The sequence below is a fragment of the Pseudomonas sp. R45(2017) genome, assembly GCF_002112305.1.
GTDB classification, from domain to species: Bacteria; Pseudomonadota; Gammaproteobacteria; order Pseudomonadales; family Pseudomonadaceae; genus Aquipseudomonas; species Aquipseudomonas paraglycinae.
In genome coordinates, this window is record NZ_NEHH01000012.1 from 230,017 (window position 1) to 255,430 (window position 25,414).

The 25,414-nt window shown below is 62.8% G+C and carries 22 protein-coding genes; 13 read left to right on the forward strand and 9 right to left on the reverse strand.

The genetic code is table 11. The features are described 5' to 3' along the window. Positions 1 to 170: 170 nt before the first annotated feature. Genes emhC through emhA form a run of 3 tightly spaced genes read right to left on the reverse strand, consistent with a single transcriptional unit; the run spans position 171 to position 5,953 of the window. A complete protein-coding gene (emhC, locus tag CAF74_RS25855; RefSeq protein ID WP_064382967.1) occupies positions 171 to 1,631 on the reverse strand; it encodes an efflux RND transporter outer membrane subunit EmhC in 1,461 nt (486 codons plus the stop codon). Then, positions 1,628 to 4,792 carry an efflux RND transporter permease subunit EmhB gene (gene emhB, locus CAF74_RS25860; protein WP_085748206.1) on the reverse strand — a complete coding sequence of 1,055 codons (3,165 nt, stop codon included), beginning with the start codon at positions 4,790 to 4,792 and terminating at the stop codon, positions 1,628 to 1,630. Before emhB ends, emhC begins: the two co-directional genes overlap by 4 nt. A gap of 3 nt (positions 4,793 to 4,795) precedes the next feature. Next, positions 4,796 to 5,953, reverse strand: coding sequence for an efflux RND transporter periplasmic adaptor subunit EmhA (gene emhA, locus CAF74_RS25865; RefSeq protein WP_085748207.1), 1,158 nt, complete (start codon positions 5,951 to 5,953; stop codon positions 4,796 to 4,798). A gap of 266 nt (positions 5,954 to 6,219) precedes the next feature. On the opposite strand from emhA, the gene emhR reads away from it, so the two are divergent. Beyond that, positions 6,220 to 6,852, forward strand: coding sequence for an efflux system transcriptional repressor EmhR (emhR, locus tag CAF74_RS25870; protein ID WP_007957850.1), 633 nt, complete (start codon positions 6,220 to 6,222; stop codon positions 6,850 to 6,852). A 249-nt stretch (positions 6,853 to 7,101) separates the two neighbouring features. On the opposite strand, the gene CAF74_RS25875 is transcribed toward emhR, so the two are convergent. From CAF74_RS25875 to CAF74_RS25885, 3 genes are read right to left on the reverse strand one after another with little or no spacing between them, the layout of a single operon-like run. Continuing rightward, positions 7,102 to 8,151 (reverse strand): alkene reductase, encoded by a 1,050-nt coding sequence (locus CAF74_RS25875; RefSeq protein ID WP_011332832.1) that lies wholly within the window; start codon positions 8,149 to 8,151, stop codon positions 7,102 to 7,104. Between the two features lie 32 nt (positions 8,152 to 8,183). Beyond that, the gene (locus CAF74_RS25880) at positions 8,184 to 9,347 is read right to left on the reverse strand and encodes an MFS transporter (RefSeq protein ID WP_011332833.1); all 1,164 of its coding nucleotides are present in this window, start codon (positions 9,345 to 9,347) and stop codon (positions 8,184 to 8,186) included. Between the two features lie 33 nt (positions 9,348 to 9,380). Continuing rightward, positions 9,381 to 9,683, reverse strand: a complete 303-nt coding sequence (locus CAF74_RS25885; RefSeq protein ID WP_007957866.1) for a helix-turn-helix transcriptional regulator — start codon at positions 9,681 to 9,683, stop codon at positions 9,381 to 9,383. 171 nt (positions 9,684 to 9,854) lie between these two features. Between CAF74_RS25885 and CAF74_RS25890 the strand changes: the two genes are divergently transcribed. After that, positions 9,855 to 10,427 carry an ACP phosphodiesterase gene (locus CAF74_RS25890; RefSeq protein WP_064382979.1) on the forward strand — a complete coding sequence of 191 codons (573 nt, stop codon included), beginning with the start codon at positions 9,855 to 9,857 and terminating at the stop codon, positions 10,425 to 10,427. 14 nt (positions 10,428 to 10,441) lie between these two features. On the opposite strand, the gene CAF74_RS25895 is transcribed toward CAF74_RS25890, so the two are convergent. Together CAF74_RS25895 and olsB are read right to left on the reverse strand one after the other, a co-directional pair. Then, positions 10,442 to 11,236 (reverse strand): 1-acyl-sn-glycerol-3-phosphate acyltransferase, encoded by a 795-nt coding sequence (locus tag CAF74_RS25895; RefSeq protein ID WP_085748208.1) that lies wholly within the window; start codon positions 11,234 to 11,236, stop codon positions 10,442 to 10,444. After that, entirely contained in the window at positions 11,236 to 11,991 is a 756-nt protein-coding gene (olsB, locus tag CAF74_RS25900; protein ID WP_007957877.1) for an L-ornithine N(alpha)-acyltransferase, read from the reverse strand. The genes CAF74_RS25895 and olsB overlap by 1 nt, the downstream gene beginning before the upstream one ends. A 153-nt stretch (positions 11,992 to 12,144) precedes the next feature. On the opposite strand from olsB, the gene CAF74_RS25905 reads away from it, so the two are divergent. The 9 genes from CAF74_RS25905 to CAF74_RS25945 all read left to right on the forward strand — a co-directional run bounded on the left by CAF74_RS25905 (position 12,145) and on the right by CAF74_RS25945 (position 21,421). Further along, a complete protein-coding gene (locus CAF74_RS25905) occupies positions 12,145 to 13,050 on the forward strand; it encodes an acyl-CoA dehydrogenase family protein (protein WP_085748209.1) in 906 nt (301 codons plus the stop codon). Between the two features lie 31 nt (positions 13,051 to 13,081). Further along, positions 13,082 to 14,161: a serine hydrolase gene (locus CAF74_RS25910; RefSeq protein WP_085748210.1), complete on the forward strand. Its 1,080-nt coding sequence runs from the start codon at positions 13,082 to 13,084 to the stop codon at positions 14,159 to 14,161. Next, positions 14,158 to 14,460, forward strand: coding sequence for an amidase (locus tag CAF74_RS25915; RefSeq protein WP_085748211.1), 303 nt, complete (start codon positions 14,158 to 14,160; stop codon positions 14,458 to 14,460). The genes CAF74_RS25910 and CAF74_RS25915 overlap by 4 nt, the downstream gene beginning before the upstream one ends. Before the next feature lie 280 nt (positions 14,461 to 14,740). Further along, positions 14,741 to 15,916: a M20 aminoacylase family protein gene (locus CAF74_RS25920; RefSeq protein ID WP_085748212.1), complete on the forward strand. Its 1,176-nt coding sequence runs from the start codon at positions 14,741 to 14,743 to the stop codon at positions 15,914 to 15,916. A 79-nt stretch (positions 15,917 to 15,995) separates the two neighbouring features. Further along, positions 15,996 to 17,306 carry a citrate-proton symporter gene (locus tag CAF74_RS25925; RefSeq protein ID WP_085748213.1) on the forward strand — a complete coding sequence of 437 codons (1,311 nt, stop codon included), beginning with the start codon at positions 15,996 to 15,998 and terminating at the stop codon, positions 17,304 to 17,306. Continuing rightward, entirely contained in the window at positions 17,303 to 18,760 is a 1,458-nt protein-coding gene (locus CAF74_RS25930; protein WP_085748214.1) for an amidase, read from the forward strand. The genes CAF74_RS25925 and CAF74_RS25930 overlap by 4 nt, the downstream gene beginning before the upstream one ends. A 59-nt stretch (positions 18,761 to 18,819) precedes the next feature. Further along, entirely contained in the window at positions 18,820 to 19,590 is a 771-nt protein-coding gene (locus CAF74_RS25935) for an IclR family transcriptional regulator (RefSeq protein ID WP_085748215.1), read from the forward strand. 81 nt (positions 19,591 to 19,671) lie between these two features. Then, positions 19,672 to 20,262: a YceI family protein gene (locus CAF74_RS25940; RefSeq protein WP_085605441.1), complete on the forward strand. Its 591-nt coding sequence runs from the start codon at positions 19,672 to 19,674 to the stop codon at positions 20,260 to 20,262. Between the two features lies 1 nt (position 20,263). Further along, positions 20,264 to 21,421, forward strand: a complete 1,158-nt coding sequence (locus CAF74_RS25945; RefSeq protein ID WP_085748216.1) for a phosphatidylserine/phosphatidylglycerophosphate/cardiolipin synthase family protein — start codon at positions 20,264 to 20,266, stop codon at positions 21,419 to 21,421. Between the two features lie 140 nt (positions 21,422 to 21,561). Here CAF74_RS25945 and bglX read toward each other — a convergent pair whose 3' ends face one another. Next, positions 21,562 to 23,853, reverse strand: a complete 2,292-nt coding sequence (bglX, locus tag CAF74_RS25950) for a beta-glucosidase BglX (protein WP_085748217.1) — start codon at positions 23,851 to 23,853, stop codon at positions 21,562 to 21,564. Positions 23,854 to 24,112: 259 nt separating this feature from the next. Here bglX and CAF74_RS25955 point away from each other — a divergent pair, with 259 nt between their 5' ends. Both CAF74_RS25955 and CAF74_RS25960 read left to right on the forward strand, forming a co-directional pair. Then, positions 24,113 to 24,721, forward strand: coding sequence for a LemA family protein (locus CAF74_RS25955; protein ID WP_064383000.1), 609 nt, complete (start codon positions 24,113 to 24,115; stop codon positions 24,719 to 24,721). Between the two features lie 13 nt (positions 24,722 to 24,734). After that, on the forward strand, positions 24,735 to 25,414 hold a 680-nt coding region (locus CAF74_RS25960; protein WP_085748218.1), incomplete at its 3' end, for a YgcG family protein.

The window sequence follows — 25,414 nt, forward strand, 5'->3', positions numbered from 1 at the left end:
GCGGGAGCATGGTGTCGAACCTGTTGTTATTGGTTTTGTGGCTCGAATGGTGCGGGGCGCGGGCGAGGCGATTCAATCGGCGAAAGTGAAATTTGGGCGATTATCGAACGCAAGATTTGCGTTCAACAAAAAGCCCGCCAATCGGCGGGCTTTTTGTGTTCAGCGGATGATCAGAACAGCTTCATCTTCGGTGCTTCTTCCTTCAGCGGTTCGTTCTGCGCGGTCTGCGCATTCCAGCCACCGCCCAGGGCCTTGTACAGGTTGACCGCACTGGTCAGCTGCGCGAGGCGGTCGGTGATCAGCGATTGTTGCGCGCTGAACAGCTGACGCTGGGCATCGAGGAAGGTCAGGTTGCTGTCGACGCCGATGCGATAGCGACGCTCTGCCAGGCGGTAGTAATCCTGGTTCGCCTGAACGAAGTCCCGCTGGGCCTGCAACTGCTCGGTGTAGGTCTGGCGCGCGGCCAGGCCGTCGGCGACTTCCTGGAAGGCCGTTTGAATGGACTTTTCGTAGTTCGCCACGCCAATGTCCTTCTGGATCTTGGCGTAGTCGAGGCTGGCGCGCAGGCTGCCGGCGTTGAAGATCGGCAGGTTGATCTGCGGCTGGAACAGCCACGTGCCCGAACCGCCCTTGAACAGGCCGGACAGGTCCGGACTCAGGCTGCCCGCGTTGGCGGTCAGGCTGATGCTCGGGAAGAACGCTGCACGGGCCGCGCCGATGTTGGCGTTCGCGGCCTTCAGGTTGTACTCGGCCTGCAGGATGTCCGGACGACGTTGCAGCAGATCCGACGGCAGACCGGCCGGCACATCGGCCAGCAGGTCATCCGACAGCGGCTTGGCCGCTTGCAGGTTGGCCGGGATGCCGGTGCCGAGCAGCAGGGTCAGGCTGTTTTCGTCCTGGGCCACCTGGCGGGTATAACGCGCCAGTTGTGCCCGGGCGTTTTCGACCGAAGTGCGCGACTGCGCCAGGTCCAGCGCCGAAGCCACACCGACTTCGTTGCTGCGGCTGGTCAGCTTGTAGCTTTCCTCGAAGGCACCGAGGGTGTCCTGCGTCAGCTTGAGCAGTTCCTTGTCGGCCTGCCAGGTCAGGTAGGCATTGGCCACGCTGGCCACCAGGCTGATCTGGGTGCTGCGGCGCGCTTCTTCGGTGGCGAAGTATTGTTGCAGCGCTTGTTCGCTCAGGCTGCGAACCCGACCGAACAGGTCGAGTTCGTAGGCGCTGATGCCGACGGTGGCGGAGTAGGAGCTGGTGATGCTCGACTCGCCGGTCTGCGACGCACGGGCCGGAACCCGCTGACGGCTGCCGCTGGCATTGGCCGACACGGCCGGGAACAGGTCGGCGCGCTGGATGCGGTATTGAGCCGCATAGGCGTCGATGTTCAGCGCCGCGACGCGCAGGTCGCGGTTGTTTTCCAGGGCGACCTGGATCAGCTGCTGCAGGGCCGGGTCATGGAAAAACTGCTTCCAGCCCTGCTCGGCAGCGGCCTGCGCCGGCGCCTGGGCCGGCGAGTACGCCGGGCCCTGCGGGAATTGCGCGGCCACCGGTGCTTCCGGCTGCTGATAATCCGGTATCAGCGAGCAACCGCTCAGCACGAAGGCGGCGACTGCGATGGAGAGTAGCGACTTGCTCATTGGCCAGCCTCTTTAGGAGTTTCTATGGCGTCATCCTTGCCGGCGTTTTTGCGCTGACCCATGGACGACACAGTGACGAAGAACAGTGGAACCCAGAAAATCGCCAGGATCGTTGCGGTGAGCATACCGCCAATCACGCCGGTACCGATCGCGTGTTGACTGCCCGAGCCTGCGCCGGTGGAGATAGCCAACGGTACAACACCGAGGACGAAGGCCAGCGACGTCATGATGATCGGTCGCAGACGCATGCGGCAGGCTTCGATGGCCGCATCGCGCAGACTGCGTCCCTGCTCGTGCAATTCCTTGGCGAACTCGACGATCAGAATGGCGTTTTTAGCCGCCAGACCAATGGTCGTCAACAGACCCACCTGGAAGTACACGTCGTTCGACAGACCGCGCAGGCTGGTGGCCATCAGCGCACCGATGATCCCCAGCGGTACCACGAGCATGACCGCGATCGGAATCGACCAGCTTTCATACAGCGCCGCCAGACACAGGAACACCATCAGCAGGGACAGGGCGTACAGCGCCGGAGCCTGCGAGCCGGACAGGCGTTCTTCGTACGACAGACCGGTCCACGAGATACCCACGCCGGCCGGCAGTTTCTTGGCAATCGCCTCGACTTCGGCCATCGCTTCACCGGTGGAGTAACCCGGCGCCGGGGCACCGAGGATCTCGACCGCTTCAACGCCGTTGTAACGCGCCAGCTTCGGCGAACCGTAGATCCACTCGCCCTTGGCGAACGCGGAGAACGGAACCATGGTGCCGGAGGCGTTGCGCACGTACCACTTCTTCAGGTCTTCCGGGCTCATGCGCGAGTCTGGCCGGCCCTGCACGTACACCTTCTTCACCCGACCACGGTCGATGAAGTCGTTGACGTAGCTACTGCCCAATGCAATCGACAGGGTGTTGTTGATGTCGGAGATCGTAATGCCCAGGGCACTGGCCTTCTCGTCGTCGATTTCCAGCTGGAATTGCGGCTCGTCGTTCAGACCGTTCGGACGGACCTGGGTGAGCACCTTGCTCTGCGCGGCCATGCCGAGGAACTGGTTGCGTGCAGCCATCAACTTCTCGTGACCGATACCGGCGCGGTCCTGCAGGAACACGTCGAAACCGGTGGCGTTACCCAGCTCCAGTACTGCTGGCGGGGCGAAGGCGAACACCATCGCATCGCGGAAGCTGAAGAAGTGCTGCTGGGCGCGGGCGGCGAGTTTGAACACGCTGTTGTCGGCGTTACGTTCGTCCCACGGCTTGAGCATGATGAACGCCATGCCCGAGCTCTGGCCACGGCCGGCGAAGTTGAAGCCGGTCACGGTGAACACCGAGGCTACCGCGTCGCCTTCACCGCCATCCTTGGTCGGACGCAGCAGGAATTCACGCATTTCATCCACCACCACCTGAGTGCGCTGGGCACTGGAACCGGCTGGCGTCTGCACCTGGGCGAACAGAACGCCCTGGTCTTCTTCCGGCAGGAAAGCGGTCGGAATGCGGGTGAACAGCCAGATCATGCCGACCACGATCAGCAGGTACGCCAGCAGATACGGTGCCTTGCGCGACAGCATGTTGCCGACACCGCGCTCGTAGCTGTTGACGCCACGGTCGAAATTGCGGTTGAACCAGCCGAAGAAACCTTTTTTCGGCGTGCCGTGCTCACCGTGCGGAATCGCCTTGAGCATGGTGGCGCACAGCGCCGGGGTGAAGATCAGCGCGACCAGTACCGACAACGCCATGGCCGACACGATGGTGATCGAGAACTGCTTGTAGATCACACCGGTGGAGCCGCTGAAGAACGCCATCGGCAGCAATACCGCCGACAGTACCAAGGCAATACCGACCAGGGCGCCCTGGATCTGTCCCATGGATTTCTTGGTCGCTTCCTTCGGTGACAAGCCTTCTTCGCTCATCACCCGCTCGACGTTTTCCACCACGACGATGGCGTCGTCCACCAGCAAGCCGATGGCCAGCACCATACCGAACATGGTCAGGGTGTTGATGCTGAAACCGGCCGCCGCGAGGATGCCGAACGTACCGAGCAATACCACCGGCACGGTCATCGTGGTGATAACCGTGGCGCGGAAGTTCTGCAGGAACAGGAACATCACCAGGAACACCAGCGCAATCGCTTCGACCAGGGTGTGAACCACGCCTTTGATCGACTCGGTCACCACCGGGGTGGTGTCGTACGGGAACACCACTTCCATGCCTTGCGGGAAGAACGGCTTGAGGTCGTCAATCGTCTTGCGCAGTGCTTTTGCAGTGTCGAGGGCGTTGGCGCCGTTGGCCAGTTTCACCGCCAGACCGGAAGCCGGGCTGCCGTTGAACTGGGCGCTGATCGCATAGTTCTCGCCACCCAGGCCGACGTCGGCGACGTCTTTCAAGCGAACCTGCGAGCCGTCCTTGTTGACCTTGAGCAGAATCTCTTTGAACTGCTCGGCGGTCTGCAGACGGGTCTTGCCGATGATCGTGGCGTTCAGTTGCTGGCCCTGCACGGCAGGCAAGCCGCCGAGCTGACCGGACGACACCTGGACGTTCTGCGCCGCAATCGCGGTTTTCACGTCGACCGGGGTCAGGTTGAAGTTGTTCAACTTGGCCGGGTCGAGCCAGATGCGCATCGCGTACTGGGCACCGAAGACCTGGAAGTCACCGACACCGGCGGTCCGCGAGATCGGGTCCTGCATGTTCGACACGATGTAGTTGGACAGGTCGTCCTTGGTCATGCTGCCGTCACGCGACACCACGCCGATCACCAGCAGGAAGTTCTTCACTGCCTTGGTCACGCGGATACCCTGTTGCTGCACTTCCTGCGGCAGCAGCGGGGTGGCCAGGTTCAGCTTGTTCTGGACCTGGACCTGCGCGGTGTCGGAGTTGGTGCCCTGCTCGAAGGTCGCGGTGATGGTCATGCTGCCGTCGGAGTTACTTTCCGAGGACACATAACGCAGGTTGTCGATACCGTTGAGTTGCTGCTCGATCACTTGGACCACGGTGTCCTGAACCGTCTGTGCCGAAGCACCCGGGTAGGTCACGGAGATCGCAATGGCCGGTGGCGCAATGCTCGGGTACTGGTTGATCGGCAGTTTCAGGATCGAAAGTGCCCCGACCAGCATGATCACCAGGGCAATTACCCAGGCGAAAATCGGACGGTCGATGAAAAATTTTGACATGGATTACTCCCCTTTGCCGCCGGCGGCTTTGTCAGCTGCCTGTGCGGGGGCCGGGTTCTTGTTGCCGACATTGGTCGCTTCGGTCGGTTTGACCTCAACACCCGGTTTGACGAATTGCAGCCCTTCGGTGATCAGGCGATCGCCGGCCTTCAGGCCGTCTTCGATCAGCCACTGGCTGCCGACAGTGCGGCTGGCCTTGAGCTGGCGCAGTTCGACTTTGTTGTCCGGGCCGACGACCAGCGCGGTCGGGGTGCCTTTGAGGTCGCGGGTCACGCCTTGCTGCGGTGCGAGGATCGCGGCGCTGTTCACACCGGCCTGCAACTGCGCGTGGACGAACATGCCCGGCAGCAGGGTGTGATCCGGGTTCGGGAACACAGCGCGCAGGGTCACGGAACCGGTGGTCTGATCGACCGACACTTCGGAGAATTCCAGCTTACCGTCGAGCTTGTACTGGCTGCCGTCTTCGAGGGTCAGCTTGACCGCAGCGGCGTTGTCGCCAGCCTTTTGCAGGCGGCCACTTTCCAGTTCGCGGCGCAGTTCCAGCAACTCGACCGAGGACTGGGTGACGTCGACGTAGATCGGGTCCAGTTGCTGGATCACGGCCATCGCGTCGGTCTGGCCGCTGCTGACCAGCGCGCCTTCGGTCACCGAAGAGCGGCCGATACGACCGGAGATCGGTGCGTAGACCTTGGTGTAGCGCACGTTGATTTGTGCGGTCTGCAACGACGCTTCCGATTGCAGGCGGTTGGCCACGGCGGTGTCGTATTCCTGACGGCTGACGGCCTGCTCGTCGACCAGTTGTTTGTAGCGGTCGGAGATCGACTTGGTCGAACGCAGGTTGGCTTCGGCGCTTTTCAGGGTCGCTTCATAGACCGACGGATCGATCTGATACAGCTGCTGGCCGGCTTTGACATCGCCGCCTTCCTTGAACAGACGCTTGAGAATGATGCCGTTGACCTGCGGACGAACTTCGGCGATGCGGAACGCACTGGTGCGGCCCGGCAGTTCGGAAGTCAGGGTAAAGGCTTGTGGTTGCAGGGTGACGACGCCGACCTGAGGAGGTGGTGCGGCGGGAGCCGCCTCTTCCTTTTTACATCCGCTGAGCAGCGATGCCAGGGCGACGGCAGTGACCAGAGCGGTAACAGCTGGCTTGAATTGCATGAAGATCCTCGGGTCAGGCGCGCGAAAAGCGCACAAGAAGTGTGGAAGGGTAAAAAAGGGTTACCGGGTGGATAAGTAGCTTGCTAAGGAATATACTTACGTTCATGGTTGTTTGTAAACACCTTGGCGTCGTATCCACCCTGTTACAAAAGTCGTCGCAAGGTCTGAAATTGTAGGCCGGGGAGCCGATCCGCGAGAGATCAACCCTTTTTTATTCAGCGGATATCCAGCCATCCCTGAAACATCCTGTTTGAGGTTTTACTGCCATGGTTCGTCGTACCAAAGAGGAAGCTCAGGAAACGCGCAGCCAGATTCTCGAAGCGGCCGAGAAGGCCTTCTATGAGCGGGGCGTGGCCCGCACGACCCTGTCGGACATCGCCACCCTGGCCGGGGTGACGCGCGGTGCCATCTACTGGCACTTCAGCAACAAGGCCGATTTGCTGCAAGCCATGCTCGATACCCTGCATGAGCCGCTGGACGAACTGGCCAAGGCCAGCGAAAGCGAAGACGAGCCCGATCCGCTGGGCTGCATGCGCAAATTGCTCATTCATTTGTTTCATCAAGTTGCGCTGGACCCGAAGACCCGGCGTATCAACGAAATTCTGTTTCATAAGTGCGAGTTCACCGATGAAATGTGCGATCTGCGCCAACAGCGCCGGACCGCCAGCCTCGATTGCAATGTGCGGATCGCGCTGACATTGAGTAATGCGGTCAATCGTGGGCAGTTGCCGGCAGACCTCGACACTGCCCGGGCAGCCATCAGCATTCACGCCTATATCGACGGCCTCCTTTATGGATGGCTACTGGCGCCGGACAGCTTCGAACTGTACGCCGAGGCCGAGCGCTGGGTCGATACCGGGCTGGACATGCTGCGCCTGAGCCCCAGCCTGCGCAAATGAAACAAAATTCGTTATTGGATCAGTTTGTGTCAATGACGGAGGAGGGTGAAGATCCCTGTTCACTCGCCCCGCTGCAACGGGATGCTTTTATATACCTCTGCGGCACGGGTTGATATGTAGCGAGCTACGTATTTTGTAGGGATTTTGTGTCGAGCCTGTGAACGAATGTGAGCGGCTCGCCCACCCGGCGATCAATAAAAAGCCCCCGACTCTCGCGAGTCGGGGGCTTTTGTGTTTCTGCGGGGTGGCTTACAGCGTCGGGTAGTCGAGGTAGCCGACCGCGCCTTTGCCGTAGAAGGTTTCCGGGTGCGGTTCGTTCAGCGGCGCATCCGCCTTCAAACGAGCCGGCAGGTCCGGGTTGGCAATGAACGGGATGCCGAATGCCACGGCGTCAGCCTTGCCCTCGGCCAGCCACGCGTTGGCGCTGTCCTTGGTGAAGCGTTCGTTGGCGATGTACGCGCCGCCGAAGGCTTCTTTCAGTTGTGGGCCGAGGCTGTCGGCACCTTCTTTCTCGCGGGAGCAGATGAAGGCGATGCCACGCTTGCCCAGCTCGCGGGCCACGTAGGTGAAGGTTTCGGCCAGGTTGTCGTCGCCCATGTCATGGGAGTCGGCGCGTGGTGCCAGGTGTACGCCGACACGGCCGGCGCCCCAGACTTCGATCGCGGCGTCGGTCACTTCCAGCAGCAGGCGGGCGCGGTTTTCCAGGGAGCCGCCGTAGTTGTCGGTGCGCTGGTTGGTGCTGCTTTGCAGGAACTGGTCGAGCAGGTAGCCGTTGGCGCCGTGGATTTCCACGCCGTCGAAACCGGCTGCCTTGGCGTTCTCTGCACCGACGCGGTAAGCGTCGACGATGTCGGCGATTTCAGCGGTTTCCAGTGCGCGCGGGGTTGGATAGTCGGCCAGCGGGCGAACCAGGCTGACATGGCCTTTTGGCTGGATGGCGCTCGGTGCAACCGGCGTTTCGCCGTTCAGGTACGACGGGTGGGAGATCCGGCCGACGTGCCACAGTTGCAGGACGATCTTGCCGCCGGCGGCGTGAACGGCTTTGGTCACGTTGGTCCAGCCGCGCACCTGATCGTTGGACCAGATGCCCGGGGTGTCCGGGTAGCCGACGCCCATCGGGGTCACCGAGGTGGCTTCGCTGAGGATCAGGCCGGCCGAGGCGCGCTGTACGTAGTACTCGGCCATCAGCGCGTTGGGTACGCGGCCTTCGTCGGCGCGGCAGCGGGTCAGCGGCGCCATGATGATGCGGTTGGACAGCTCAAGGTCGCCCAGTTTGATCGGATCGAAAATTGTTGCCATGAGATACAACCCTCGTGAGGTAAGTGAGTGAATCAGTTAGCGGTGGCCAGCTCGGGATTGCCGTTCTGGCGGAATGTGATCAGGGTTACCAGCAGTGCCAGGACCGCGAGTGCTGCGGCAGCAAGAGGCACGCTGGTCAGGCCGTAGCCGTGGGCGATGACGCTGCCGCCGACCCAGGCGCCGAGGGCGTTGCCGACGTTGAAGGCGCCGATGTTCAGGGTCGACACCAGGTTCGGTGCGGCCTGGCCGTAGGTCACGACGTTCACTTGCAGGGCCGGCACGGCGGCGAAACACGCGGTGGCCCAGAGGAACAGGGTGATTTCGGTCGGGATCAGCGCGATGCTGGTCCAGGTCAGTACGGTAGAGGTCACGGCCATCGCGATGAATACGCCGATCAGCGTCGCGGCCAGGCCTTTATCGGCCAGTTTGCCGCCAATGATGTTGCCGACGGTCAAGCCCAGGCCGATGAGCATCAGGGTCCAGGTCACGCCACGGGGCGAGACACCGGTGACATCGCCCAGCAGCGGTGCGACGTAGGTGAACAACGTGAACACCGAGGCGGCGAACAGCGCGGTCATGCTCAGCGACAGCCAGATCCCGGCGCCCTTGAGCGCGGCCAGTTCGGCGCGCATGTCGAGTTTTTCTTCGTCACGCTTGGCCGGCAGGAAGCGGATCAGGCCGATCAGCGCGATCACACCGATCACGGTCACTGCCCAGAAGGTCGAGCGCCAGCCGGCTTCCTGACCGAGCGCAGTGCCCAGCGGTACGCCCAGCACGTTGGCCAGGGTCAGGCCGGTGAACATCAGGGCCACGGCCGAGGCGCGTTTGTTCGGCGCCACCAGGTTGGCCGCGACCACCGAACCGATGCCGAAGAACGCACCGTGGCAGAGGGCTGTAACGACACGGGCGAACATCAGCACGTTGTAATCAGTGGCGATGGCGCAGAGCAGGTTGCCGATAATGAAAATGCCCATCAGCGTTACCAGTGCAGCCTTGCGCGGCAGTTTTGCAGTGGCCATTGCCATGAACGGTGCACCAATCGCCACGCCCAGGGCGTAGCCGGTCACCAGCCAGCCGGCGCCGGGGATCGACACACCGAGGTCGGCCGCCACATTGGGCAGCAGGCCCATGATGACGAACTCGGTGGTGCCGATGGCGAAGGCGCTCAAGGCGAGTATGAGTAGCGAGAGGGGCATCGTTTGATCCTTTTGGCTGGCTGACGTTAAGGGTCAGAGCTCTTTGCTGAGGGTGCTGAGGAACGCCTGGATCACGTCCTCGTTGCGTTTGAAAAAGTGCCACTGGCCAGCTTTCTGGCTGCTGATCAGCCCGGCCCGTTGCAGGGTGGCCAGGTGGGCGGAAACGGTCGATTGCGACAGGCCGCAGCGTTGATCGATCTGCCCGGCGCAGATGCCGTACTCGTGGTTGTGGATCTGTTCCGGAAACTGGGCTTTCGGGTCTTTCAGCCAGTTGAGGATGTCTCGCCGTACTGGGTGTGCCAGGGCTTTTATTATTTCGTCGAGGTCAATGTTCATGGCTGGGTGCTCGTGATGTGTGTAGCGCTATATCGCGATGAGGCGAACTTTATATCGGTACTTCGCGATACACCAATATGAATTTGATCTGACGACCGCATAAATCGGTATATCGGGTTATAACGATATGTGAGGTGTAAACAAACGCGGGCGCGGTGCTAAGCTGCGCCCATGAACTATCTCGCACATTTACACCTCGGTGGCCAGCGCCCCGGTCAACTGCTCGGCAGTCTGTATGGCGATTTCGTCAAAGGGCGGCTGCAAGGGCAGTTCGACCCTGAGATCGAAGCGGCGATTGCCCTGCATCGGCAAATCGACGTGTTCACTGATCGCCATCCATTGGTGGACGCGTCACTGGCGCGGTTTTCCACGACCCGTCGCCGTTACGCGGGCATCGTCCTCGACGTGTTTTTCGATCATTGCCTGGCCCGCGACTGGACGCAGTACGCCGACCGGCCGCTCGGTCAATTCACCACCGACGTCTACCGCGTGCTGTCCAGCGAGCGGCAATTGCCCGAGCGCCTGGCGAGGATCGCCCCGCACATGGTGGCCAATGACTGGTTGGGCTCGTATCAGGAGTTCGAAGTGCTGGAGCAGGTGTTGCGCGGCATCTCCCGACGCCTGACCCGACCCGAAGAACTGGCGGGGGCGATGGAGGAATTGCGCCGGTTGTACGAACCGTTGAGCGAGGACTTTCGTTTGTTCTACCCACAGCTGCAGGACTTTGCCGGCCGGCAGCTGTAGGCAGAAGTCGCCGATCAGGCCGCGATCAGATCGCGGGCATGTTGTGCTTCGACCGGTTTGACCACATCGCCGAACAAGGCTTTCTGCACCGCCTGCTGCGCCTCGAACGCCAGTGCCGCGCGTTCCCGGCCCTGGCAGGCAATCGGCTTGAGCAGATGGATTTCGACATCGCCGCAGTCATTGCTGAACAGGCGCATCAGGTGCGACAGCAGATCATCGTCACCAATGAACGGCGCCAGCGAATCGATCTTGCCCTCGCGCAGATAACGGATCGCCACCGGTTGCAGCTTCACCTCGGAATCGATTGCCGCCGACAGCAGGCGACCATGAAAGGTACGCAGCGAACGGCCGTCGGTGGTGGTGCCTTCCGGGAACATCAGCAGCGGATGATCGGTTTGCAGGTGACGGGTCATCTGCTTGCGGATCAACTGGCTGTCGCCCGAACCGCGACGGATGAACAGGCTGCCGGCCTTCGCCGCCAGCCAACCGGCCACCGGCCAGGTGCGCACTTCGGCCTTGGACAGAAACGACAGCGGCGTGAGCATGCCGAGCAGCGGAATGTCGGTCCACGACACATGGTTGCTGACCCACAGCATCGGCTGTTTCGGCAGCTCGCCGTGAACGGTCACGCGAAAGGGCAGGGCATTGCTCAGACGCGCCATGAAAAACCGCGACCAGCGCTGCCGACGCTCCATCGAATGGGCCAGGCCCAAACGCTCGAACACCCCGAAGACACTGGCCATGCTCAGACCCAGCGTCACCACCAGCAGCACTCGCGCGATCCGCGCGTACACCCGCAGCCGGCTCATTACACAGCCGCCTTGAAGTGCTTGGCGTAGCGCGGGCAGAGTTCGTCGCGCTTGAGCAGGATGAACACGTCGGCGACCTGGAAATCTTCGTCCCAGCACGGCTCGCCGCAGATCTTCGCGCCCAGGCGCATGTAGGCCTTGAGCAGCGGCGGCATTTCGGCGATCACGTTCGAAGGAATGTCGAGGCTCGGCAGCGGATTCTTCGGCTCGGCGCGCAGGTGTTCGGTGCACAGATAGCGTTCGCGCAGGCGCTGCATGATCGCGTGGGCCTGCACGCCGCCGTCCTGCATCGGGATGCTCGCGCAACCCATCAGATAGCTGTAGCCCCCCTGATTCAGCACTTCGGCCAGTTCGCCCCAAAGCACGGCGATGGTGCCGCCGTTGCGGTAGGCCGGGTCGACGCAGGTGCGACCGATTTCCAGGATCGGACCTTGCAGGCCGGCGAGGCCGTGCAGGCTGAATTCTTCTTCGCTGTAGAACTTGCCCAGGCTGCTGGCGGCGGTGTGATCGAGCAAACGGGTGGTCGCCACCAGGCGGCCGGTGTTCAGGTCACGCACGCCGATGTGGCTGCAGTGAACATCATAGTCATCCATGTCCAGACCCAGCTCCGCGCCATTCAGCTTGGCGTTGAACTCGCCGCTGAACACGTTGAAGCGCAAGGCCTGGGCTTGCTGCAAGGCCTCGGCGCCGATCAGGCGTTCGGCTTGCAGGCGGCGTTCATTGCCGGTGTCGCTGATGCGGGCGATCTGAGTCATGTGAATCTCCGTACGGGCCTTTAACCCGTCATGGGTTGCAGCCGATCGACTTTCTTTATGCAGCCGTGTTGTGCAAAGTCAGGCTATGTAGCCCCGGTGTCATCGCCATGAATGTTTGGTGATGCTTATATGACAGCCCACGAGGAGCCTCTGATGACCTGGTCGACCCTGCTGGAATGCCGTGAACGCCTGCCCGCCATTGCCGATCTGGCGGAGGGCTTCGCCACGTTGCTGCAGCAACTGGGCAGCGTGACGCCGTTCGAACTGGCGGTGGCGGGAGGGCGGCGGATGGCGACGCCGGGGCTGGCGTTTCTGGTGGGTTATCAGGCGGCGTTGCGCATGCTCTGGCCGAGCGCGCCGCCGAGCCTCGGTGCGATGTGCGCGACCGAGCAGCGCAGCCTGCGCCCGGCGGACATGCAGACCCGGCTCACGGATCTGCGCCTCACCGGGCAAAAGGATTTCGTCACCGCCGGCGATGCGGCGGACTGGCTGCTGATCGCCGCGCGCAGTGAACAACCCGGCGAATCACCGCGCCTGAGCCTGGCGGTGGTGTATCCCGGCGAGCCCGGCGTGCGGGTGGAAAAACTCCCGGCGCTGCCGCTGATGCCGGACATCAGCCATGGTCGGCTGCATCTCGATGATGCGTTGTGTGAGCTGCTCGCCGGGGACGGTTGGGATGCCTACGTCAAACCGTTCCGCACCCTTGAAGACGTTTACGTGTTGAGCGCGATGACCGCGTGGCTGTACGGCGTCGCTCAGGACAGCGGCTGGCCGCAGCCGCTGCAATTGCGCTTGCTGGCGCTGTTGGCCGGTTGCGCGGAAGTGAGTCGCCAGCCGCCGAACAATCCCGCCGGGCATGTGTTGCTCGGTGGTTTGTTTGCGCAGTTCGACGGGCTTAAAGAGGAAGTCGATCAGGCACTGCGTGACGGCAATCCCGAGTGGGCGACGATGTGGCAGCGCGATCAATCGGTCATGCAACTGGCGGCTGGCGCGCGGGCCAAACGACTGGCCAAGGCGTTGGCGGCTAACCAAAACACTTCTGTCATGAACCCCGGCTAGTCTTGTCAGGTTCATCTCCAGAGCCCTCACCATGTTCAAAGGCCTGTCCCTGTTTCTGCTGCTGATCAGCTTCACGGTTCAGGCCGAACAATGGCCGGGCGAGCAGTGGTCGACCGGCCCGAAACTCACCAGCCCGGCCGTCGATGCATTGGAGGCCTACGCCTTCCCGACCCGCGATGACAGCACCCGAAAAGGCATCCGCACCGACGCCTTGCTGGTGATCCGTGACGGCCAGCTCATCTACGAACGCTACGCCGCCGCGACCACCGCCGACACTCCGCACCTGACCTGGTCGATCAGCAAAAGCCTGATGGCCGCGGTGCTCGGCGTGGCGTACGGCGAAGGCCTGTTCAAGCTCGATGATCCGGCCGCGAAGTTTTATCCGGCGCTGGAAAAACACCCGGCCATTACCCTCAAGGATCTGCTGCACTGGGCCTCGGGCATCGACTGGCAGGAAGACTACGAATACGCCCCGCTGAAATCCTCGGTGGTGGCGATGCTCTACACCCGTGGCCACCGCGACATGGCCGCCTTCACCGCCGATCACGACAGCTACGCGCCAGCGGGGCAGGCGTTCCGCTATTCCAGCGGCGACAGCAATCTGTTGGCGGCGGCGCTGAAAACCATCGTCGGTCCGCAGCGTTATCCCGACTATCCGTGGACAGCGCTTTTCGATCCTTTGGGCATCCGCCATGCCACATGGGAAACCGACGCGACGGGCACGTTCGTCGCCTCTTCATACGCCTATATGACGGCCCGGGATCTGGCGCGAATCGGCCTGCTGATGGAACGGGACGGACGCTGGAACGACCGGCAGTTGCTGCCCAAAGACTGGGTCGCCTTCAACCGACAACCCTTCGCCGGCTACAAGGCCCATCAGGACGAAGCCGTGCCCGGCGGCCAGTGGTGGCTCAATCGCCCGGCAGACGGCGCCGCCTCGCCATGGTCCGACGCACCACCCGACACCTTCGTCGCTCTCGGCCACTGGGGTCAGGCGCTGTACGTGATCCCGAGTGAGAAACTGGTGATCGTGCGCTACGCCGATGACCGCGATGGCAGCTATCGCCACAACGAATTGCTCAAGCGTGTGCTCGGGGCGGTGCGGCCATGAAACTGTTCAGACGCATCCTGCTGGTGCTGTTGGTCCTGCTGCTGGGTTGGGGCTGGCACGAGCGCGAAAACCTGTGGGCCTTCCCGGACATCATCAGCGCCTACACCGCCAAGGAATATTGTTCGTGCCGTTACGTCATGAACAACGACGCCGAATATTGCCGGGGCTACGTGAAGCAGTGGCTGCCCAGCGAACTGACCGATGACCGCACGCAAAAACTAGTCACCGCCAGCGGCCTGGGACGCAGCAACAGCGCCCAATGGCAGGGCGAACGCCAGGGCTGTCGCCTCAATCCATGATTCAGACCCGATTGGCAAACCACTGAAAAACTCTGTGGGAGCGGGCTTGCCCGCGATTGCGGTGTGTCAGGCGCCGAAAATGTCACTTGTGCCGGCGCTATCGCTGGCAAGCCAGCTCCCACAGGATGGGTAAAGCTTGCGGTTCCACCCTGTGGAACCACATTCGATTGTCCTCTCGCGTGTCTCGCGGTTATCTGGCGGTGAGCACGACCTGCCGTTCACGTGTCGTGAAACAACACCGAACAACAAGACCGGGAACACCCGCGCGAGGAGAACCGTCATGCCCCGACATCAGCACATTCTGGCCTGGCTTAACGACGTGGCCAGCGACCTGCACGCCACCCGCCAGGACATTCACGCCCACCCTGAACTCGGTTTCGAAGAAAGCCGCACCTCGGCGCTGGTCGCCCGCTCGCTCGAAGAGTGGGGTTATGAAGTCCACACCGGCGTCGGCAAGACCGGCGTGGTCGGCGTGCTGCGCAACGGCAGCAGCACACGCAAACTCGGGCTGCGGGCCGACATGGATGCGCTGCCGATCATCGAGAACACCGGCGTCGCCTACAGCAGCCGTCATCAAGGCTGCATGCACGCCTGCGGGCATGACGGGCACACCGCGATGTTGCTTGGTGCGGCGCGTTATCTGGCCGCGACCCGCCAGTTCGACGGCACCCTGACGCTGATTTTTCAGCCCGCCGAAGAGGGGCAAGGCGGGGCCGAAGCGATGCTCGCCGATGGCCTGCTCGAGCGTTTTCCGTGCGACGCGCTGTTCGGCATGCACAACATGCCGGGCTTGCCGGCGGGGCATCTGGGCTTTCGCGAAGGGCCGATGATGGCTTCGCAGGACTTGCTCACGGTGACCATCGAAGGCGTCGGCGGCCACGGCTCGATGCCGCATCTGGCGGTGGATCCGTTGGTCGCTGCGGCCAGTGTGGTGATGGCTTTGCAAACCGTGGTCGCGCGCAACATCGACGCGCAGCAGGCAGCGGTGGTAACGGTCGGCGCATTGCAGGCCGGCGAAGCGGCGAACGTGATTCCGCAACAGGCGATCCTGCGCCTGAGCTTGCGTGCGCTGAATGCCGAGGTTCGCGAACAGACCCTGAACCGCGTGCGCTCGATCATCGAGTCCCAGGCCGAGAGCTTCGGCTGCACTTCAACCATCGAACACCGACCGGCCTACCCGGTGCTGGTCAACCACGCCGCCGAAACCGAGTTTGCCCGTCAGGTCGGCGTCGAACTGGTCGGCGCCGACGCCGTCGATGGCAACACCCCCAAACTGATGGGCAGCGAAGATTTCGCCTGGATGCTCCAGCGCTGCCCCGGCGCCTACCTGTTCATCGGCAACGGCGTGGCGCGGCCGATGGTGCATAACCCGGCCTACGACTTCAACGACGACATCCTGCTGACCGGCGCGGCGTATTGGGGCGCGCTCACCGAGAGCTGGCTCAAGCCGGCCTGATTTCTTCACTTTTTGCTGCCGCTGGAACGCAGGTGCGCACGCGCCTGCGTGGTCAACCCACAGCTTCTGGAGAATCCCCATGCAGCCTTCAAACTCTGGCGTTTCGCGCACCCGGCAAGTGGTCGCCGCCGTCATCGGCAACGCCCTGGAATGGTACGACTTCATCGTTTATGGCTTTCTGGCGAGCATCATCGCCCGCCAGTTTTTCCCGTCCGACGACGACTACGCCTCGCTGCTGATGGCGCTGGCGACTTTCGGCGTCGGCTTTTTCATGCGCCCGGTGGGCGGCATCCTGCTCGGCATCTACTCCGACCGCAAAGGGCGCAAGGCGGCGATGCAGATGATCATCCGCCTGATGACCGTGTCCATCGCCCTGATCGCGTTCGCGCCGAACCACGCCGCCATCGGCATGGGCGCGCCGTTGCTGATCGTGGTGGCGCGGATGCTTCAGGGTTTTGCCACGGGCGGTGAATACGCCAGCGCCACGGCGTTTCTGGTGGAGAGCGCGCCGGCCCATCGCAAGGGCTTGTACGGATCGTGGCAACTGGTCGGGCAATGCCTGGCGGTGTTCAGCGGCGCGGCGATGGTGGCGCTGGTCACGCACCTGTTTTCCCCCGAAGCGCTGGACAGCTGGGGCTGGCGGATTCCGTTTGTGCTCGGCCTGTTGATCGGCCCGGTGGGCCTGTGGATTCGCAAGCACATGGAAGAGCCGGAAGAGTTTCTCGAAGCGCGCAAGAAAGCCAAAGGCGCCGCTCCGGGCCTGTGGCAGGTGCTGCGCGAACATCGCCGCAGCCTGTTGGTGTCGATGGGCCTGGCATGCGGGGCGACGGTGTCGTTCTACGTGGTGCTGGTGAACATGCCGACCTTCGCCCACAAAAATCTCGGTCTGCCGCTGGATCAGGTGTTGCTGGTGCAGATGCTTGCGGTGGGGTTGATGACCGTGGTGATTCCGTTCTCCGGCGCCCTGTCGGATCGCCTCGGTCGGCGGCCGGTGCTTATGGCCTTCACCCTGGCGTTTTTCGTCATGGTCTATCCGCTTTACGTGTGGGTTGCGGCGGCGCCTTCGATCGAGCGTTTGCTGGTGATGCAACTGCTGCTGTGCACGGCGATTGGCGGATTCTTCGGCCCGGCCCCGACCGCATTGGCTGAGCAGTTCCCGATTGAAGTGCGCTCCACCGGCGTGTCCGTGGCCTACAACGTGGCGGTGATGGTGTTCGGTGGTTTCGCGCCGCTGATCGTCACCTGGCTGAGTAAAGTTCTGAACACCCCGGTGGCGCCGTCGTTCTATGTCTTGTTCGCTTGCCTGCTGACCCTGCTCGGTACTTACTGTTTGCAGGAGGCACCACGCGCAAAGAAATCCGTTGCGCTCAACCTGGGAGTGAAACCGTGAGTCCGTTAGCCATTGATCCGATTGTCGCCCTCGACGCCGATGCGCTGTCCCGGGCGATCCATGCCCGCAAGGTGTCGTGCCGCGAGGTGATGCAGGCCTACCTGACGCACATCGACCGCTTCAATCCGATGGTCAACGCGCTGGTGTCGATGCGCCCGCAGGACGTGCTGCTGAGCGAGGCCGATGAGTGTGACCGGCAACTGGATCGCGGCGAGTCCCGGGGCTGGATGCACGGCATGCCCCAGGCCATCAAAGACCTGGCGGCCACCGCCGGATTGCGCACGACCCTCGGCTCGCCGCTGTTCGCCGAGCAAGTGCCGCAGCACGACGCGATCAGCGTGGCGCGGGTTCGCGACTGCGGCGCGATCATCATCGGTAAGAGCAACGTCCCGGAATTCGGCCTCGGTTCGCAGACCTACAACAGCGTGTTCGGCACCACCACCAACGCCTACGATCCGGGCCTGATCGCCGGCGGCAGCAGCGGCGGAGCGGCGGTGGCGCTGGCCCTGCGTCTGCTGCCGGTGGCGGATGGCAGCGACATGATGGGCTCGCTGCGCAATCCGGCGGCGTTCAACAACGTGTTCGGCTTCCGCCCGTCCCAGGGCCGCGTGCCCCATGGCCCGATGCCGGAAGTGTTCGTCCAGCAACTGGCCACCGAAGGGCCGATGGGGCGCACGGTCACCGACGTCGCGCGGTTGCTCTCGACCCAGGCCGGCTACGATCCGCGCGTGCCGCTGTCGCTGGCTGATGAACCACGGGATTTCGGGCTGGATCTGCAACAGGACTGCAGCGGTCTGCGCCTCGGCTGGCTCGGCGATTACAACGGCTATCTGCCGATGGACGACGGCGTGTTGAGCCTGTGTGAATCGGCGCTGGTGGATTTCAGTGCGCTGGGCTGTCAGGTCGAGGCCTGCCAGCCGGACTTTTCCATGGAGCGCCTGTGGCAGACCTGGCTCACCCACCGGCATTTTCTGGTGCAGGGCAGCCTCGGCGCGGCCTATGCCGACCCGCAAAAACGGGCGCTGCTCAAACCCGAAGCGCAATGGGAAATCGAGGGCGGTTTGCGTCTGACGGCAGCCGAGGTCTATCAGGCGTCGGTCGCGCGCAGTGAGTGGTATCGCGCGTTGAGCGAGTTGTTCGAGCGTTACGATTTCCTGCTGTTGCCCACCGCCCAAGTGTTCCCTTTTGATGCACAGCAAGCGTGGCCGCGAGTCGTCGGCGGGCAAACCATGGACACCTATCACCGCTGGATGGAGGTGGTGATCGGCCCGACTCTGGCGGGGTTGCCGAGCATCAGCGTGCCGGTGGGTTTCAACCCGGCAGGGCTGCCGATGGGCCTGCAAATCATCGGCCCGGCCCAGGCGGATCGGGCGGTGCTACAACTGGCCTACGCCCATGAACAGCTGACCCGCTGGGTCGAACGGCGACCGCCGGCATGCCTGCAATCGGCCTGAGCGGCCCGCATCTTGCTGCACGAAGTGATCTTTCATCCGTATCCATGGAGGTCGAACACATGGGCAGCAAGGCAGACACCGGCAGCGTGCGCTCGGTCGAACGGGCGCTGGCCATCGTCGAGTTGCTCGGCGAGCATCAGGCGCTGGGGCTGGAGGAATTGCACTACCTGACGACTCTGCCCAAGGCCACGGTGTCGCGGATGCTCGCGACCTTGCAGGAGCAGGGCTGGATCTATCGCGGCCTCAGCGACCGTCGCTACCGGTTGTGCGCCAAACGGCTGTTCGGTGATCGTCAGCAACGTTTCAAGCGCCACCTGGTGGAAAGCGCCGCGCCGATGCTGCTGGAACTCAGCGAACGCACCGGGCTGGTGGCGGATCTGTCGTGCTTCGACGGCGAGCGGGTCGAAGTCATGGAAAGCGCGATCCCGCAAGTGCTGCGCAAACGCTATCCGAACAACTGTCAGATCGTCGGCCATCACGCCAGCCTGTTTCATTCGGCGATGGGCCGCGCGTGCCTTGGCGAACTCGACAGCCAGGACGTTAAGCGTCTGGCCGAACGCGAACAACTGGCGGATGACGGTGTGTTGCAGGCCACCGAACAAGCCTTGCATCAGGGCTTCGGCCAGCGCACCGAAGGCTATTGGGAATACCCGGTGCGCCTGCCGTTCCTGATTCGTGCGGTGGCGTTGCCGATCCGTGCCCAAGGGCGGCTGGTCGGCAGCATGGCGCTGCACTGGCCAATGGATCAGGCGCCGGTGGAGCGGGTGCTGAGCCTGCACCTCAACAGCCTCGCGTCGACCATCGGCGAGGTGCAGCAGGCATTGGCCTGAGTGTTTGCAGAGACTGACAGTTTGCAATAACGCCAAGGCCAGTTAAGGTTCGTGCAGGTTTATCGGCCCCACGAGTCTTCAATGTTCAACCGTTCTCTGTGCAACGCCTTCGCCGGCCTGCTGCTGGGCGCCGCTGCGCTGCCGGCCCAGGCCAACTGGTATCTGGACGGCGAGTCGTCGCGGCTGTCGTTCGTCAGCACGAAAAACGCCAACGTGTCCGAAGTGCAGCGCTTTCTGGTACTGCACGGCAAGGTCGATCCCGATGGCCGCGCCGTGGTCGAAGTCGAACTGGATTCGATCAACAGCGGCATCCCGCTGCGCGACGAGCGCATGCGCAAGGAGCTGTTCCAGATCGAGCAATTCCCCGAGGCGACCATCACCACCCAGATCGACCTGCGCCCGATCAACGATCTGGCCCCCGGTGCACAGCTTGAATTGCGCCTGCCGCTGACCGTCAACCTGCACGGCAAACAGCACGAATACCCCGCCGAACTGCTTGCCACGCGTCTCGATGACCGACGCTTTCAAGTGGTGACGCTGGAGCCGCTGGTGATCAGCGCCGAGGATTTCGATCTGCTGCCGGGCCTGGAAAGCCTGCGCAACATGGCCGGCCTGTCGGCCATCAGTCTGTCGGTGCCGGTGGGTGCGGTGCTGATCTTCACGGCGCGCTGACATGCGCGGCGCGGTGTTTCCGTGGCGTGATGGCAACCGCTTCGAGCTGTTGATCGACGGCCCGCAATTCTTCCCGCGCATGCTCGACGAGATCGCCCGCGCCCGCGAGCAGATCGAACTGGAGCTGTATCTGGTGGAAGCCGGTGCCTGTGCCGAAACCATCGTGCAGGCGCTGGTACTGGCGGCGGAGCGGGGCGTGCGGGTGCGTTGCCTGTTCGATGATTACGGCAGCCTCGCGTTCACCCTCACGCTGCGCCGGCGGCTGACTGGTGCCGGGGTCGAGCTGCGTTTTTACAATCGGCTGAACTGGCGGCGCTGGGTCGGCAATTTCTATCGCGATCATCGCAAGCTGTTGTTGGTCGACCAGCGTCTGGCGGTGGTCGGCGGCACCGGGGTCACCGATGAGTTCTGGACGCCGGGCCACGACACCAGCGAATGGCACGAGGTCATGGTGGAAATCACCGGCCCGCTGGTGCTCGACTGGCAGTTGCTGTTCGACCGCCAATGGATCGCCAACCGCCATCGCCGGGCCTGGCGGCCCAACGCGCATTTCGGCCTGCCACGACTGCCGCGCGTGCCGGACACGGGCGAGGGCATGGGCCGCGTGGCCTACGCCGACGCCCGCCAGCATCGCGACATTCTGCAATCGTTGTTCCGTGCACTGAACAGCGGCCAGCAGCGGATCTGGCTGGCGACGCCGTATTTCCTGCCGACCTGGAAAATCCGCCGCTCCCTGCGCAAGGCCGCTGCCCGTGGCCTCGACGTGCGCCTGCTGCTGACCGGGCCGCGCACCGATCATCCGTCGGTGCGCTACGCGGGGCATCGCTACTACCCGCGCCTGCTCAAGGCCGGGGTGAAAATCTACGAATACCAGCCGTGTTTCCTGCACCTGAAAATGGTGCTGGTGGACGATTGGGTCAGCATCGGCTCATGCAATTTCGATCACTGGAATCTGCGCTTCAACCTTGAGGCGAATCTGGAAGCGCTGGACACGTCATTGACGGCAGCGGTGGCGGCGAGTTTCGAGAAGGACTTCGGCCTGAGTCAGCAGGTGAGCCTGGAGGAATGGCGGAAACGGCCACTGTGGCGGCGGGTGAAGCAGCGGGTGTGGGGCTGGGTGGATCGGGTGGTGGTCAATCTGCTCGATCGTCGCGGCTAGTCGCAGCTTTCATACCTTTAGAAGGACCTGTGGGAGCTGGCTTGCCAGCGATAAGGCCGGCACGTTCAACATCTTCGTTGACTGTGCGTCCGCCATCGCTGGCAAGCCAGCTCCCACAAATTTTTGCAGTGTGAAAACTGTTACAGCAACTCAAAGCTCTGCTGCGTCACGTCCTGGGAATCCAGGCCGATCTGCACGTTGAACTTGCCAGGCTCGGCCGCGTACTTGAGCTGGGCGTTGTAGAACTTCAGGTCATCTTCGGTGATGGTGAAGTGCACGACCTTCTGCTCGCCGGCCTTGAGCATGATTTTCTGGAAGTTCTTCAGCTCCTTGACCGGACGGATCATCGATCCGGTGACGTCCTGAATGTACAGCTGCACCACGGTTTCGCCGTCGCGCTTGCCGGTGTTCTTGACCATGACGCTGGCGTCGAGCTTGCCGGTGGCGTTCAGGGTGGTCGACGACAGCGCCATGTCGCTCAGACTGAAGTCGGTGTAGCTCAGGCCGTAACCGAACGGGAACAGGGGACCTGTGGTGTCATCGAAATACTGCGAGGTGTAGTTGCCCGGTTTGCCCGGCGTGAACGGCCGGCCAATGCTCAGGTGGTTGTAGTAGGTCGGGATCTGGCCCACGGAGCGCGGGAAGGTCACCGGCAGTTTGCCCGACGGGTTGTAGTCGCCGAACAGCACGTCGGCGATGGCGTTGCCGCCCTCGGTGCCGCTGAACCAGGTTTCCAGAATCGCGTCAGCCTGTTCTTTCTCTTCGAGGATCGTCAGCGGACGGCCGTTCATCAGCACCAGCACCAACGGCTTGCCGGTGGCTTTCAGGGCACGGATCAGTTCGCGCTGGTTTTCCGGGATGTTCAGGTCGGTGCGGCTCGACGATTCGTGGGACATGCCACGGGATTCACCCACGGCTGCAACCACAATGTCGGCGTCCTTGGCGGCTTTCACCGCTTCGTCGATCAGCACGTTGGCCGGACGCGGGTCATCGACCACTTCCGGGGCGTCGAAGTTGAGGAAGTTCAGGTAGTCGAGAACCTTCTTGTCGCTGGTGATATTGGCGCCACGGGCGTAGATCAGGTTCGCCTTGTCGCCGATCACATTGCTCATGCCGTCGAACAGGGTCACCGATTGCGCCGGACGACCGGCGGCAGCCCAACTGCCCATCATGTCGATCGGGGCCTTGGCCAGCGGACCGACCAGCGCAACCTTCGCGGTTTTCTTCAGCGGCAGGGTTTCGTTCTGGTTTTTCAGCAGCACCAGGCTGCGGCGGGCCACTTCACGGGCGTCGGCGCGGTGCAGACGGCTGTCGGCGTAGGTGTCGGCCGGATCGTCTTCAGCCTTGCCGATGCGCAGGTACGGGTCCTTGAACAGGCCCATGTCGTACTTGGCAGCGAGCACTTCACGCACCGCGTTGTCGATGTCCTTCTGTTCGATCTCGCCGGACTTGAGCAGCCCCGGCAGCTCTTTGCCGTACAGGGTGTCGTTCATGCTCATGTCGATGCCGGCCTTGATCGCCAGCTTCGCCGCTTCACGCCCATCGCGGGCCACGCCGTGCTTGATCAGTTCGAAGATCGCGCCGTGGTCGCTGACTGCCAGGCCCTTGAAGCCCCAGTCCTTGCGCAGCAGGTCGTTCATCAGCCAGGTGTTGGCGGTGGCCGGAATACCGTTGACCGAGTTCAACGCCACCATCACGCCACCGGCGCCGGCGTCGATGGCGGCGCGGTACGGTGGCAGGTAGTCCTGGTACATCTTCACCGGGCTCATGTCGACGGTGTTGTAGTCGCGACCACCCTCGACAGCGCCGTACAGGGCGAAGTGCTTGACGCTGGCCATGATGCTGTCGGCCGCGCTCGGGGTCTCGCCCTGATAGGCCTTGACCATGACTTTGGCGATGCGCGAGGTCAGGTAGGTGTCTTCACCGAAACCTTCGGAGCTGCGGCCCCAGCGCGGGTCGCGGGAGATGTCGACCATCGGCGCGAAGGTGATGTCGAGGCTGTCGGCGGCGGCTTCTTTGGCTGCTACGCGCCCGGACTGGCCGATGGCGTCCATGTCCCAGCTCGATGCCAGGGCCAGCGGAATCGGGAATATCGTACGGTGACCGTGGATCACGTCGTACGCGAAAAACATCGGAATCTTCAGGCGGCTGCGCATGGCAGCGTCCTGCATCGGGCGGTTTTCCGGGCGGGTGATCGAGTTGAAGGTGCCGCCGATGTTGCCGGCGGCAATCTCTTTGCGGATCAGCTCGCGGGGCATTTCCGGGCCGATGCTGATCAGGCGCAACTGGCCGATCTTCTCGTCGAGGGTCATTTGTTTCATCAGGTTACTGATGAACGCATCCTTGTTTTCCAGGGGTACCGGGGTCGTGGCGGCCAGTACTTGATGACTGGCCAGGCTGACGAACAGGCCCAGCAAACACAGCTTCTTCATGAATAGTTTTCTCAAGGGCGCAAACGGCGTTACAACGCCGGCCAGCCAAAATTTAGGGAGCGACTATTGTTGTTCGGGTGTTGACGCAAAAAACGACGCCGAATAAACGCTGCCGGATCGAGCAGCGTGATCGCGCAGGGCCTCTTTTTAGCCCATCGGCCCGCCGCAATCCAGTGGCGCGGGCGATTATGCCCCAAGAGCCGACCGAGAAGGTTTCGCGCTCGTATTTTCATGAAATGTGCAAGGGAGCACCCGTCCGATGAATGTCAGTCCTGTCTACCGCTCGCGTTTGCAGGTCGCCACCTTGCTGGTGCTGGCCACGTTGTTGACTGCTTGCGGCATCAACAACATCCCGACCCTCGACGAACAGGCCAAGGCTGCCTGGGGCCAGGTGCAGAACCAGTACCAGCGGCGCGCCGACCTGATTCCCAATCTGGTGGAAACCGTGAAGGGCTATGCCAAGCACGAGGAAGCAACCCTGACTGCGGTGATCGAGGCCCGGGCCAAGGCGACTTCGATCCAGGTCGATGCCAGCACCCTCGACAACCCGGAAAAGCTCAAGCAGTTCCAGCAGGCCCAGGATCAACTGACCGGTGCCTTGAGCCGCTTGATGGTGGTGTCCGAACGTTACCCGGACCTGAAGGCCAACCAGAACTTCCTCGCCCTGCAATCGCAACTCGAGGGCACGGAAAACCGCATCGCCGTGGCCCGTCGTGATTTCATTCTGGCTGTGCAGAAATACAACACCGAGATCCGCACCTTTCCCGGTCGCCTGTGGCACAGCGTGATGTACAGCGATCTGCCGATCCGTGAGACCTTCGAAGCCACCAGCCCCGGCGCGGACAAGGCCCCGGAAGTGAAGTTCTGAGCCGGGGATGCCCATGCGTGTGTTGAAGATGGGCCTGGTGCTGATGCTGTGGCTGTTCACCGTCAGCGCCCGGGCCGAAATGACCTTTCCGGCGCTGACCGGGCGGGTGGTGGACGACGCGCAGATGATCGAGCCGTCGGTGCGCGCACAACTGAGCCAGCAGTTGCAGGCCCACGAACAGGCAACCGGTGAGCAGTTGGTGGTCGTGACCTTGCCGAACCTGCAAGGCGCCACCATCGAGGACTACGGCGTCGAACTGGGCCGACACTGGGGCATCGGCCAGAAGGACAAGAACAACGGCGCCCTGTTGATCGTCGCCCGGGACGAGCGCAAATTGCGCATCGAAGTCGGCTACGGGCTGGAGGATCGCCTGACCGATGCCCAGAGTTCGGTGATCATCCATCAGGTGATCACGCCGTCGTTCAAGGCCGGCAACTTCAGCAAGGGCATCAGCGACGGCGTGGCGGCGATGCTGGTGGTGCTGGGCGGCAATCCGCTGGACGAACCGTCCACGGTGTATGAGTCGGCTGGCGATCCCTCGGATGATTTCGTCTCGCGCCACCCGGCATTGTTCGTATTTCTGGTGATGTTGTTCATCCTGACTATTTTTGTCTGCCAGATGCTCGGTATCCTTCCCGCCGGCCGGGGCGGCTCCGGAGGAGGGGGCGGCTTTGGCGGTGGTGGATTTGGCGG